7 protein-coding genes and 1 pseudogene are annotated in these 13,307 nt (G+C 57.6%); 4 read left to right on the top strand and 4 right to left on the bottom strand.

Translation table 11 applies throughout. The features are described 5' to 3' along the window. Positions 1-51 precede the first annotated feature (51 nt). A pseudogene (locus tag B4M48_RS04960) lies at positions 52-309 on the bottom strand (AraC family transcriptional regulator); the annotation flags it as partial. 301 nt (positions 310-610) lie between these two features. Here B4M48_RS04960 and B4M48_RS04955 point away from each other — a divergent pair. Next, a complete protein-coding gene (locus B4M48_RS04955) occupies positions 611-1,294 on the top strand; it encodes an SDR family oxidoreductase (RefSeq protein WP_288656151.1) in 684 nt (227 codons plus the stop codon). A gap of 103 nt (positions 1,295-1,397) precedes the next feature. Continuing rightward, the gene (locus B4M48_RS04950; RefSeq protein ID WP_040113830.1) at positions 1,398-2,018 is read left to right on the top strand and encodes a pyridoxamine 5'-phosphate oxidase family protein; all 621 of its coding nucleotides are present in this window, start codon (positions 1,398-1,400) and stop codon (positions 2,016-2,018) included. A 68-nt stretch (positions 2,019-2,086) separates the two neighbouring features. On the opposite strand, the gene B4M48_RS04945 is transcribed toward B4M48_RS04950, so the two are convergent. Both B4M48_RS04945 and B4M48_RS04940 read right to left on the bottom strand, forming a co-directional pair. After that, entirely contained in the window at positions 2,087-2,551 is a 465-nt protein-coding gene (locus tag B4M48_RS04945) for a YlaC family protein (RefSeq protein WP_040113832.1), read from the bottom strand. Between the two features lie 67 nt (positions 2,552-2,618). Beyond that, positions 2,619-4,022, bottom strand: a complete 1,404-nt coding sequence (locus tag B4M48_RS04940; RefSeq protein WP_040113834.1) for a PLP-dependent aminotransferase family protein — start codon at positions 4,020-4,022, stop codon at positions 2,619-2,621. Positions 4,023-4,445: 423 nt separating this feature from the next. Between B4M48_RS04940 and B4M48_RS04935 the strand changes: the two genes are divergently transcribed. Both B4M48_RS04935 and B4M48_RS04930 read left to right on the top strand, forming a co-directional pair. Continuing rightward, positions 4,446-5,696 (top strand): sensor domain-containing diguanylate cyclase, encoded by a 1,251-nt coding sequence (locus B4M48_RS04935; RefSeq protein WP_288656148.1) that lies wholly within the window; start codon positions 4,446-4,448, stop codon positions 5,694-5,696. 587 nt (positions 5,697-6,283) lie between these two features. Then, positions 6,284-12,154, top strand: a complete 5,871-nt coding sequence (locus tag B4M48_RS04930) for an autotransporter outer membrane beta-barrel domain-containing protein (protein ID WP_288656146.1) — start codon at positions 6,284-6,286, stop codon at positions 12,152-12,154. A 68-nt stretch (positions 12,155-12,222) separates the two neighbouring features. On the opposite strand, the gene B4M48_RS04925 is transcribed toward B4M48_RS04930, so the two are convergent. Then, a complete protein-coding gene (locus tag B4M48_RS04925; RefSeq protein ID WP_071668141.1) occupies positions 12,223-12,843 on the bottom strand; it encodes a LysE family translocator in 621 nt (206 codons plus the stop codon). Positions 12,844-13,307: the final 464 nt, after the last annotated feature.

Below are 13,307 nucleotides of genomic sequence, written 5' to 3'. Positions count from 1 at the left end.
GGCAAAGTGCCCGCTGTGGTCCGCTATCTGTCGCAATACTCCTCCCTGCGTGCCGCTTAGCAGGCGATAAAGTACCTCCCGCTCCAGCAGCGGCACCATGATCGCTCTGTCGTCCGGTTTTGCTCCGGCACGCAGCAGACGCAGCCAGGCGTCAGTCAGCGCCTCTTCTGCCTCACCCACCGCAAAACCGCGCTGCGCAGCTGGCATAGCCGTCGCCGGCAGCTGGCACATCAGCTCGCTTACGGCTGCAATATCAATAGTCAGCCGGATAGCCAGATAGGGAGCGGTTTCGCTGGCAACGGTGACTTTGCCGGCTGCGGGCCTGTATCTGCGCGCTGTAACACTTCGAACGCCAGCGCACTCAGCGTCTTACTCATCATGGTATCGCGTTTACTCCTGCAGCGGTCATCCTGCATAAAAGCAGAATCGGGCAAAAATCGGGCAGATATGCTGGCGCGAGCACGCTCCGGACATATTACTCTCAGGATCGAACGGTCTGCGCAGCCTGCAGCATGGTGATGTTATGACAGAGAGAGGATAAGAATGGAACTGAATAACCGGGTAGTCATCATAACAGGAGCGTCGTCCGGCATCGGCGAGGCGACCGCGCGTGCAGCACTACAGGCGGGCGCGCGCGCGCGTCGCTATGCTGGCACGCAGGCGCGAACGCCTTGAAGCGCTGGCTGTTCCGGCCACACGGGCGCTGGCAATCGCCAGTGACCTTACCCAATCAGAAGCATGCGCGCGGGCCGTTCAGCAGGTTATCGCCAGCTGGGGCCGGGTCGATGTCGTGATAAATAATGCCGGGCAGGGGCTGTACGCGCCGGTGGAAGCGATCGACGTCAGCGACTTCAGAGAGGTGCTGGCGCTCAATCTTATTGCCCCGCTACAGATGATGCAGGCGGTGGTGCCCGTTATGCGTCAGCAGGGAGGCGGAAGTATAGTCAACGTCAGCTCGGGTGCCACACTCGGAACATACAGCGGCTCTGCTGCCTATACCAGTGCCAAAGCGGCGCTGAATATGCTTTCGGCGGTTGCGCGTCTGGAGCTGGCTTCAGCAGGTATCAGCGTGTCACTGCTTTATCCTTTCGTAACGGCAACGGCGTTTTATCATTCGGTAAAAGCGGGACAGGCCGGGGCCTGCGCTCAGGCGGCAGAAAGTGCTGCGCTTTTGCACGCGCCTGCGCTGGTGGCAGAGGCTATTCTGGATTTGGTACGCAGCGGTGCAGCAGAAGCCGATCTGGTTCCTGTCGCCTTTGGCGGCAGCTGGCAGCCTGAGAACGAGTGCAGATGAAAATAAGTGTGCGGCGGCGCAGCAATATGCCATTCGCGCGTTGCTTCCGGCGTAATGCATCCCTTACGTTAGCGGCAGGCCCGTTAAACACAGGATTCCGGCAATGGCGGATGGAAGCAATACGATTACCGATTTAAGAGCGCTTGCAGCGTGCTACGGCGCGGTGGCGAAACCGTCGCTGACCAAAGTCACCGATCATATTCACCCGGCGTATCGTCCCTTTATCGCCGCCTCACCCTTTGTCGCGCTGGCCACCAGCGGACCGGATGGGCTGGACGTTTCACCCAGAGGCGATCCGGCAGGTTTTGTGCATATTGAGGATGAGCGCACGCTCTTGCTGCCGGACAGACGCGGCAATAACCGTATCGATAGCCTGCGCAACATTTTGCATGATAATCGGGTAGCGCTGCTGTTTCTGATCCCGGGTATCGGGGAGACATTGCGCGTAAACGGAACCGCCACCATAAGCGTCGATCCCGCCTTACTTACCCGCTTCGCGATGAATAATCAGCTGCCAAAAACGGTGTTAACCATCACCGTTGAGAGCGTCTTTTTCCAGTGCAGCCGGGCCATCATTCGCTCCCGGCTCTGGGATCCGGCGACGCAAATTACGCGGGAGGCGCTGCCAAGCACCGGTTCCATACTGAACAGCATTTCGCAGGATATTGACGCCGGCGCCTACGATGCGGCACTCCCTGGTCGCCTGAAAGAGACACTCTATTAATCCGGCCTTATGCCGCACAGCAACCTGCACTCTACAGCCTGCCAGCAGGCTGTTTTCAGTTCCGCAGACTACCGGGTTCTCAGACGGTAAATATCAGCAAAGTAAAGATGGCCTTTACGGGCATACTGCGCCTGCAGGGTAGCTTTTTCGCTTTCGGTGAGTACATCTCCATTGAGCAGGTCATGAATAAAGGCTTCGCGAACGTAAACTTCCATGTACCAGTCGCCGGTATAGCAGTTCTTCCATGCGCCTTTATCGATATCTTTTACCCGGTAAGACGGGTTCACGTGAAAAAAGAAAAAGAAGTTACAGACGGCAAAAATGGCACAGCAGACGACATACTCAATTGTGCCGAAGGAGTCGGAGTAGAGTAAAAGTGCCATGGTCAGCACAAACAGGAAACACATCAGGCCATACAGGCCCGGGTACTGACGGATAAACGATACGTCGAAATAGGGTCGATCGTTGCGTTTTTCCGCGCGGTTGATGCTGTCCAGCTCCTGCTGCAGAAGCGCATTAAGTTGATTGCTCATGTTTTAAACCTTATCTGCCCATAATGATGGAGTTAACGTTTTACTGGCTGTTGTTAGCGTCACGCTGCTAAATCGCCATACCGGAAAAGTGGATGGGATCGGCCAGCATGGCGGCCAGAATTTTCAGGCCCTCTTCACACTGCTGCCGCGACTGAGAACCGCCCAGACAGATGCGCAGCGCGTCAGCAGGAAGATTACCAGTGCAAAACGCGGCACCGGAGACGGCGCTGATCCCTTTTTCACGCAGCTTTGCCGCGATGTCGGAGGCGTTGGCGTTGACCAGACCGGGCAGCGGCAGCCAGAGGTGATAGCCTGCGCTGTCAGCCTCAAACGGGTATCCGGTCAGGCAGGCCGCTGCAATCTGCTGGCGGATGCCCGCCTCCTGTCTGATAGCGATCAGCATGCGATCTGCCGTCCCGTCATTGATCCACTGCCGCGCCAGCGCATTAGTGAGCGGGCTGGACATCACCGTCAGCGCCCGCAGCACGCCGGAAAGCAGCTGCATCATCTGTCTGTCAGGGCCCTTCACAAACGCGATCCGCAATCCGGGGCCAAAGCACTTCGACAGGCCGGTAAGATACCAGGTCAGTTCCGGTATTAATCCGGCAAACGTTGGCACCGGCGCATCGCTGAGCGCCGCATAAGCGTCATCTTCAATGACCGTAATGTTATAGCGCTGACAGCACTCAGCCAGCGCCCGCCGGCGCGCTTCCGGGATCGTCATCGTGGTCGGATTTTGCAGCGTCGGGTTGATATAGAATGCGCCGATCTCGCCGCTGCGACACAGCGCCTCAAACGCCAGCGGATCGGGCCCCTGCGCGTCACAGAGCACCGGCTGCAGCCGCACGCCCAGATGACTGGCAATCGCCTTCATGCCAGGGTAAATCAGGCTGCTGACACAGACCGCACCTTTCCTGCGCTTCAGCAGCGTCATGATGCCCATCAGAGCGCTGTGAATGCCCGGACAAACCAGCACGTCGGCCTCGCTCTCTACGTGAAGTTTGCGCCCGATCCAGCGCATCGCTGCTGCTTTATCCTCTGCCGTCCCGCCAAAATCCTGATAGCGCAGCAGACTCAGCATGTCGGTCTGGTTAAAAAGGTTGATGGCTCCTGCGCGCAGCGCTTCCTCAACGGCGGCACCGGCAGGCTCTGTCGGCGCATTCATGGTCATTTCATAAGTGCTGGCAGGCAGAGCTGAAGAGGCTGATGCCCGTGCACGAATAAAGCTGCCGAGTCCGGGGCGTGAGTCAATTAATCCTCTGCGCCGCGCTTCCGCATAACCGCGCGTTACCGTGGTGTAATTCAGACCCAGCGTTTCAGCCAGTTCACGCAGCGGCGGCAGACGGTAGCGTGAAGGCAATTCGCCTGTACTGATGCCCTCTGCAATGAAATCCGCGATGCGCAGATAGGCCGGACGTTGCGTCTGCTGCTGAAGCAGGGCTGCCCAGCGCGTAAAAAGCGGCGTAATCATATTAAATCCTGTCTCAGGACGTTACGCAGACAGGTATATCACAGCCATAATCAAGGCGTAACTTGATTGCATGGTTGATTGCATCAGTTTTTCCATTTGACTCACTTTGCGTGTTATCTGTACAGCGACAGGACGGGGCAGATTGCCGTAAAAGGAGGCTCTCGCTGCCCGCCGCGGGGAATAACGCTTTACCGATTAAAGATTGCAGGCGGGTCAGCCGATAACGCTTCTGTGCTGCGTCAGTTTTTGTATCGGGTCAGAGAAACAGCGACGTTTTGCCAAATCAGGCAGGCGTAAAATGATTCTCTGACTATCATCGTTCTTTTACGCGCGTGCAGGATAGCAAGCCGGGCGATCGGGATATCTGCCACAATACGTTTTATGCTCTTTGAGTATCGTCAGAATAAACCAGGTCCAGCTATCATGAGCACAACGATCAAACCTATCTTATCCGCCGTTTGGTCCACCAACGCCCTGGGGATCTGCGTCACCAGCCAGGAGTGCCCTGCCGGCCTGATGCCTGCGCTCAAAGGCGTCACGCTACGGGAGTGGCTGAGCATCGCCCAGGCTGATGAGGATGCAAAAATTGCGCTGCTGCTGACTGCGGCCCTGGAGCGCGTACAGCCTTTTCATATTGAAGTGCCGATCAACTGCCTGGATGGCACCCTGCGCCATGTCATCGTGTCAGGATTGCCGGGCGAGCGGGCGGAAGCGCCACACCTGCGGTACAGCGGTTTCGTACTGGATGTCACCGGACAGCGTAAGGCGCTGGAGGAGGCGCTGCGCACGGCCGCTGAATATCGCCTGCTGATTGAAAACAGCACGGATCTTATCGCTCACTGCGATGCCGAAGGGCGGTATGTCTCAATTTCTCCCTCCTACAGCGAAATGATTGGCTGGTCAGCCGAAGAGATGCTGGGCCAGCGGGTGACGGACTTTCTGCACCCTGACGATCGCGCACCTGCAGCCGCGGTGCTGAGTGCTATTTTCGCCAGGGGGGAGCAGCCGGATGTGGTGGAGGTGCACAAACGTCATCGCAATGGCCACTATATTACGCTTGGCACAAAAGCCTGCGGCGTGACCGATCCCTCCACGGGAAAGAACATCGGTGCGGTACTGGTATCGCGCGATATCACCCGCGACAAAGAGAAAATGCTGCAGCTGGAGCAGCAGGCGATGCGTGACGCGCTGACCGGCCTGCCAAACCGCTCCTGGTTTTATAAGCAGGTTGACGCCCTGCTCGCACAGCAGCAGGAGCAGCGCCTTGTCACGGTGCTGTTTCTCGATCTGAACGGATTTAAAGCCGTTAACGATTCAATGGGCCATGCGGCAGGTGACACGCTGCTGTTACAGATAAGCGAGCGGCTGCAGAGCTGCCTGGCGCCGGATGAGTCGGTTGCCCGACTCGGCGGCGATGAGTTTGTGGTAGCAGCCCGATGCCGCGATCGCCGGGAGGCCTCTGCGCTTGCTGAACGTCTGATTGCCAGCTTCAATGCCCCTTTCAGCATCAACAGCAGGACGATAAGCATCGGGGCCGCCATCGGCATAAGCCAGGCGCGACCTGCGACATTATCCGCTAAATTACTGATTCAGCAGGCTGACACCGCCATGTACCAGGCAAAAGCCCGCCGTGACGTCGCATACCAGTTTTTCTGCTTGCCCTCGCATCTGTGACGGGCATCAGGCTGGCTATCAGGATTAAATCGCCATTCCCTCCTCTCTGACCGGGTGGCTGAAACAGGTTATGCGCACGATAAAGCAGCTCGCAGCTTTCGCTGGTTTATGCATTTGGCTAATCGGTGTGGCTGTGATTTTTCTGAGTGTCGGGTTAATAGTGTATGTTAATAAACGGTACTTTTATTCTTTTCATTATTTTTAATAACTAATTGGTTAATGAATTTTTTAGCTCCGCCGAAATAAATCTATGTGAAAGGCTTTTATCTTAATTTATGATTTATGCGCTAACGAAGCGTAAGCCAGGCTGGACAATGCATTAGTAACGTGATGTTATTGTCTGCGCATTGATTACTTTTATCTGACATTTCCAAAATAAATACGCTCTGCCGATGCCTGAAAGCCGTGTTCTGTTTTCAGGCTTTGCTTTTTTCTCAGCTGAGGAAAATATCGTGTTTAAATTAAATCCTGTACTTCTGGCCCTTATTGCAGCACAAGGTATGATGTTTCCGGTTTTAAATGCATCGGCGGAGATATTAAAGCCCTATACGCCTGAAAATAATGATTATAAAGCGGGTGCATTGTATTTGCGTGATGGTTCAGTGCGGACGCTGACCGGGCTGCCGCAGTTCACGCCGGGGGTGAGTGGCGTAACCCGCACAACGCTGGGTGAGCTGCAGCGTGAGGGCCGGATCGTTACCGATACGCTCACGGGGCAACCCCGTATTAACGTCGGGCAGCAAAATCTGAATATCGTTATTCCCGATCCCGAAAACAACAGCTATAAATCCTTTCATGTTTATGACAGCTTAGCCTTTACAGATTTACCAGAAATTAATACAGAGACACAGGCAGAGGACTTTTATGCTGTAAACGATCGTCAATATATAGATGCCCGCATCGCCTCAGTTACGCGCGGCACGCTTAATATTAATATCGGGCGACCTGAAAAAATCGCAGGTTCGGACACAAACCGCTGGTCAATGGCGGCCAGGCAAAGCCAGCTTTTTACCACGGCACAGCGCGGCCATCTGAACTGGAACAGTAATAATCGTGTTACTTTCACCGCCGTTGAGGCACCTCCCGCAAATAATCAACTGACGCTGAGCAGAGATAGCGTGGTGAGATATACCGGGACTTTTAGCGTAAATACGCGGGATGGCGAAGTCACCACGTTCACGGTAGCCTCCCTTGCGGAATTAAGAAATTATAATGACTGGTTAATCAATCAGCTGCTGAATGACAATATTACGCAGGAGGAGTATGGCAACGCGTTTAATAAAGCGTTTTCGCTTAATGAAGGCCGCGTGGTTTATCGCACCGGTGCCGGCAACCGCCGCGATGAAGTCAGGCTGCCGGCGGGCGACCGGATAGTGCTAAGTGCGAATGGTCGTGACGCCAGCGTGAAAATTTCTGCAGGGCGTACGCTTGAGGTCATCAACGCCAGCACGGCGATGCAGGCCAGCAACGGCGCGACCGCAATCATTGATGGCAAGCTCGCCGTGACCGCCACCGGGATTGCTGAGAGCAGGGCGCTGGCACTTCTCTCGGGCAGCACCGGAATCAACAATGGCACGCTGAACGCCGGCTTCCTGAATAACGCCAGCGGCACGGGTGTCGACAGAAGCACGCTGGGCTATATCGGTAAGGCCGTTGCGGTAAAAAACGGCAGCCGTTTTACCAATAATGGCGTGATTAATCTTGCCCCCGGCGATGCGCCTGAAGGCCAGGAAAGCAGCGCCATCTGGATTAATCAGGGCAGTGCGATTAACCGCGGCAGCATCAACGTCGGCGTCACGGATGTGGTTAATAACAGTTCAGCGGCAGGGGTTACGTTAGGCGCTGCAGGGCACTTTATTAACACGGCACAAGGCACCATCGCCATCGGGCGCTCGCCGCAAAACCGCAAAACGGACAGAACGCAGGATGTCGCGGTTACGCTGAGCGGCGGCGTCAGTGCTATTGAGCAACGCCACAACAGCAGCGCGATCAATAATGGCCGTATTGTCATCGGCTCCCGCGTGCAGAACGCCGTGGGTATGCGCGTGGAAAATGCACCCTCTGCGCTGACGCTGAATAACGGCGTTATCGATATCAACGGACGGGCACAGCCTCAGCCGCTGGAAAACATCGGCATGCTGGTGCTGAATGCCGGGCAGTACGGGCGGGTGGGCAACGCAGGAACAATCAATCTTAACGGTGATAACAGTACCGGCCTGCGCATCCTTGCCATGCAGAACCATCGCGCCAGCGCCTGGTCTACCGGCACCATCAATGTCAGGGGTCATGCTGACCTCCCTGGCGGCACGCAGAATACCGCCGTCTGGGTAACCGGCGAACAGGGCGCTCAGGCGCACGCCGCGCTGGGCGGACGGATCAATTTACAGGGCGATGCGGCTATCGGTGTGCGTGCAGATGGAAACGCCCGGGTGGAGGTGGCCGCCAGCGCGGTGCCGCGCGCCGGAGAGGGCCGTAATCAGATCAGTTTCTTTATCAGTGGTCCGGACGCACGTCTCCGGCTGCCCGCCAGCGGCCGCTACGCCACCTCCAGCCCCGACGGTACGCTATTTCGCTTCGCGGATGGCGCAGACTTCAGCGCCAGCGGTACTACGCTCTCGCTCAACGCACCGGGCGCCACCGGTATCGTGGGCAGCGGCAGGGGCAGCGATATTGTGACGCGTGATGCAACATTCAATGTAGGTGCTGGCGCCAGCGTCATGCGGATAGAAGGCGGTGCGCAGGGTACACTCAGTGCTGCCACCCGGCTGCGCCTGACGGGCAAAGGCGCCAGTGCCGCAACGGTTGACGGGTATAAATATGATCTGAGCGGCCGCAATATCAGCGCTGATTACCTGCCGGATAGCCGCACGCTGCTGACCAGCCATGCCGCTATCAGCGGGCTGGCGGATGCGCAGGTGGGACTGGCGGCAGTAAACCAGGCGCAGCTGGTGAATACCGGTCGCATCACTTCAGGAGGAGAAGGATCGGTGGGGATCCTCGCGCGCCTGGGGGCGAAAGTCATCAATCAGGGCGATATCAGCGTGACGCGCGGGGGAACCGGCTTATACGCCGGGGGATTCGCCACCCCCGGGGAGAACCTCCCGACCACAGAAATAACCACCCGCGGCGTGTTAAATGTGTATGGCGGATCGGGCAGCCAGCAGACAACGCTGGGCGCGATCGCCAGCGGCGAGCAGGCGGTGCTGAACCAGAACGGCATTATCAATCTGTACGGGGCCAATGTGATTGGTGCCCGCGCCGAAAAGAACGCCATTATCAACAGCGGGGCAACAAGTCGCGTGGTGTTTCATCATGCTAACCAGGTCGGCTATCAGGTGACGGACACGGACAGTATTATTTTCAGCAGCGGAGGCAGCACAGACGTCAGTACAGCCGGCTCAACGCTTTACCAGGCCAGCAACGGAGGCGATGTCTATGCGCGTGAGCCCGGTACGGTAACGCTGAGCGGGGCTGATACGACCGGCGTGTCGGTCTCCGGCAGTACGTCTTACGCCTACCGCACTGACAGGTATAACGTGAACGGCAGAGGGGCTGCGGCGCTGCGCGTCTATGAACGGGGTGAGGGGATTGTCACCAGTCCCATTGCACTTAACGGCAACAATACCAGCGGCGTAATAGCGTCGGGCGATCGGGCAACCGTCTATGCCGCTTCTGACATTACCGGTCGCGGCCGGCAGATCACCGCTTTCGACGCGGGTTATTATTCAGCGATCTTCAATCAGTATCAGGGCGTGGTGAATTTAACCGGCCCTGAAAGTACGGGCGCGCGCGTGCACGACAACGCGTCATTTCTTAACTTTGGCAGCGTGCGTATCGCCTCGGGCACCGGCATCGATGCCAGCAGTGGTTATGGTTACTACTATCCGCGCGAGAGCAGTCGTCTGCAGGTAGATGACGGGATCGCCGCGCTGCGGGTCGGCAACAGTGGCGGTCTGGCGGTTCAGGGTGATGGTCAGGGCTACAGTACCATTACCGCCAGCGGACGCGCCGATGGCGTGCTGCTGGATAACGGGGCGCAGTTTTTCCAGGCCAGCGATATCACGCTGGGCGCTTATGGTCGTGGCAGCGTCATCAATAACCGTGCCGGAATTACCGCTATTTCACTGCAAAATGTGCGGCTGGAAACCGGGCGCGGAGCCGGTATCCGTTCAGCCGTCTCTTTTGACGGCGAAGGGAGTGCGCAGATTGTCACAGGCGAAGGCGGAACCGGCTATCTGTTTGCGAATGAAGATGGTTCAGCAACGCGTAACGATCTGTTTATCGGGCAGGGCTATTCCATCACGGTGCCCGGTAAGGGCACCGCCATACGTGCCAATACAACCGGAGATGTTGTCACCGCAGGAACGATTGCCATTGAGTCCGCTAACGGCGGATCCGCCGTAGTGACGCGCACCGCCAGGCGGGTGATTAACCAGGGCAGTATCACGTCACAAAGCCTGGTGGCACCCATCATCGATTTGCGCGGCGGTGCGTCGGTCTTTATCAATGAAGGCACCGTGACGGCACCCAATCCGCAGACTGTGGTGGTGGCGGGTGGAGCGGCCCGGGATGTTGTTGCCCTGCTGGACGGCAGGGTAACCGGCGATGTGCATACCGGTAACGGAGAGGATACGCTGATTGTCACCGGCGGCACGCTGAAGGGCAGTCTGACAATGGGCAGCGGCGTAAATAACCGCGCCACCGTACAGAACATCAGCCTGGAAAATACCCGGCACATCACCACGGCTGGTGGCGCAGGCAGTACTCTCAATCTCCATGACATTACGGCGCGCGGCGGATCTTTTGCCAGTGACGATCCGGTAAAAGGCACCAATATTGGCGCCGGCTGGAGCACGCTGAATTTTTCCGGCACCCGCTGGACGCTGACGGATAACCTTCGGCTGGCGCACAGTACCATCAATATTGACGCGGATTCGACCCTGCTGGCAGGGGATGGTATTCAGCCGCTGCTGCAGGGCGGAAGCGCCACCTCGCTGCAGGTGAATAACGCCGGTACGCTGGATTTGACCAATGGCAGCAGCCAGGCCAGTAACTCGCTGACGCTTAACGGCGATCTGGCTTCGGCAAACGGCACGCTGCGGCTTAACTCTGCGGCCACCCGCAGCGATATATTGCGCGTTAACGGTAACGTCAGCGGCACGACGCTGATTGATGATGTTCTGCGCGGCGCGCCGCAGCTGGATCGCAACGGTGACGGAATCATCGGGCCGGCGGAGGGGGTTTCGCTTGCGCAGGTGTCGGGCAGAGCCGCTCCGCAGAGTTTTGTTCTGAAGCAGGGGTATGTTGCTTCAGGCCCGTGGCAATACAGCCTGTATAGTTTTGCCCCAGGCAGCAGCGCCGCCAGTGAACGTCAGCTTAGCGGCAGCGGTAATGATTTCCGCGACTACCGTCTGGCTAACACGTTTGTCTGCGCAGACGGCGAGCTTTGTCAGCCGCGGCCAGGCAATGGCAAAACCGGCCTGCGCAGGGCGGTAACGCCGCAGCTCCCGTCATATATCTCAGCGCCGGTTGGCCTGGCACTCTATACGCTGGCGATCACGGACGATCTGCACAAGCGGCTGGGCGAGCTGCGCCAGCAGCACGATCCCGATGCAGCGGGCGGTGAGATGTTTGTTCGCTACCTGGGAGCCAACCTGCACTATCAGAGCAACCGTGGTCTGAGTCACTACGGCTATGACGCTGATCTTGACTACAGCGCGGTACAGCTCGGCGGTAACGTCATCCGACTGGATGGCGCAGACGGTAGCCTGCGCGGCGGTATCGCCTGGACGCGCGGCAACACGCGTATTCGTCCGCACGCGGTGGATGGCTACAGCTCAACCGCTTTCGACAGCGACAGCGTGGCGCTGTATGGCACCTGGCAGCATAGCAGCGGCCTCTATGTTGACAGCTCGCTGTCATGGAACCGCTATCGTGGCGAAACTGACATCATGCGGCAAAAAGCGGTGGCTTCGCCAGAAGGCAGCGGCTGGGCGGCTTCACTGGAGTCAGGCTACGCCATTGAGCTGACGCAGGGATGGCGTATCGAACCCCAGGCGCAGCTGACCTGGCAGCGTCTCGATATGGACAGCCTGACCGATCGGGATCAGACGCGGGTTTCCTGGGATCGTTATGAGCAGACCGTTGGCCGGCTCGGGGCGCGGCTGGACCGCACGTGGCAGGATGAGAGCCTGCGGCAGTACACGCCTTATCTGCGCGCAAACTACTATCGCGGCTGGGGCGGAACGGCGAAAACCCGGGCCGGCTCTGCTGACGGCACGGAGAGTCAGCGTTTTGACAGCGGTAAGTTTGGTCAGATGTGGGATGTCGGCCTTGGCGGCACCGCGACGCTCACCCGGGATGTATCACTCTATGCCGAAACCGATTATCGCAAAGAGGTTAACGGGAACGGCGCGCACGGCTGGCACTACAATGCCGGTGTTCGCTGGTCGTTTTAAGCGGCGGCCATTGCCGGCCTGAGCAGCGTTTCAGGCCGGCTGCGGCAGGTTTACCGCAGCCGCGCTGTTCAGCGACGGCTCAGGGCCAGACGGGCAGCAAAGGCCAGAAAAATGGCGCCGGTGGTACGATCCATCCAGCGAATGACCTTCTCTTTTCGCAGTATCGTTGCCAGCGGGCGCGTGGCGCTTATCAGTGCCATCGACCAGCTCGTCCCGATCACAATATGGATACCGACCAGAATAAAGGTCCAGAGTACCGGTGAGTGACCCTGCGGAATAAACTGCGGTAAAAAGGAGACATAGAAAATGCCAATCTTAGGGTTGAGTGCATTGCCGAGCACGCCTTTCAAAAACCAGTTTGAGCCTTTTTTAGCGGTATTATCCGCCAGCGTCAGCTGCTTTCTCGGACGCAGCAGCATGTTAATGCCCAGCCAGCTCAGGTAGAGCGCGCCACAATACTTCAGGATGTCGTAAGCCAGTTCCGACACTGCGATGAGCGCCCCCAGCCCGAACGCCACGGCGGCTCCCCAGACCAGACAGCCGGTGCTGATACCCAGCGCCGCGTGAACCGCCTGTTTTCGTCCCTCAACCGTTGCCGTTCTCAATACCAGCGCGGTATCCAGGCCCGGCGTCAGAGTCAGTAACAGCGCGGCAAAGCTGAATGCCAGCAGCGCATCCATTATGGTCATCATATCTCTCCTTCAGGCAACAGGTTGTTCTGGTCGCAGGCATCCATCTGAGGCAAACCTTTACTCAGGCTAATCCGGGCTGCTGAGCAACGGACGAGTGCAGCAGCAGCTTTTCGGCCGACGGGCGAACGGCTTATACAGCATATAGCGTTTACGATAAACGCTCAATTATCGCCAAAGAGCAACACGCACCTGCTGCGTTACCCGACCCGGAAAAATAAATATCATCCTGGCAACGGCCGTCATACAGAAATAAATATCAGATGCAGCGATCTGCTGTGAAAAAGTAGAAATGCTGCCTGTGATAATAAAACCGGCGGGTGGTTTGAAGGCAGTATATATATATTTACGCGCGGCGACGCCTGCCGCTGGCTATAACGTGCGGCCGCTTCGCAGGAAGCGCTCGCGCTACCGTGAATCGCCCGGCAGGCCGTTGTATTCAGGAAGAAAGTGGCCGTTTCGAC

This window comes from Pantoea sp. UBA6567, assembly GCF_002434165.1.
Taxonomy (GTDB): domain Bacteria; phylum Pseudomonadota; class Gammaproteobacteria; order Enterobacterales; family Enterobacteriaceae; genus Pantoea; species Pantoea eucrina.
This window is presented reverse-complemented; position numbering and strand designations above follow the sequence as displayed.

Bases quoted from the DNA above. Each gene is read 5' to 3' on its own strand.
- B4M48_RS04950 (WP_040113830.1), top strand. From the start codon at position 1,398: ATGGCGGATGGAAGCAATACGATTACCGATTTAAGAGCGCTTGCAGCG.
- B4M48_RS04945 (WP_040113832.1), bottom strand. From the start codon at position 2,551: ATGAGCAATCAACTTAATGCGCTTCTGCAGCAGGAGCTGGACAGCATC.
- B4M48_RS04940 (WP_040113834.1), bottom strand. From the start codon at position 4,022: ATGATTACGCCGCTTTTTACGCGCTGGGCAGCCCTGCTTCAGCAGCAG.
- B4M48_RS04935 (WP_288656148.1), top strand. From the start codon at position 4,446: ATGAGCACAACGATCAAACCTATCTTATCCGCCGTTTGGTCCACCAAC.
- B4M48_RS04925 (WP_071668141.1), bottom strand. From the start codon at position 12,843: ATGACCATAATGGATGCGCTGCTGGCATTCAGCTTTGCCGCGCTGTTA.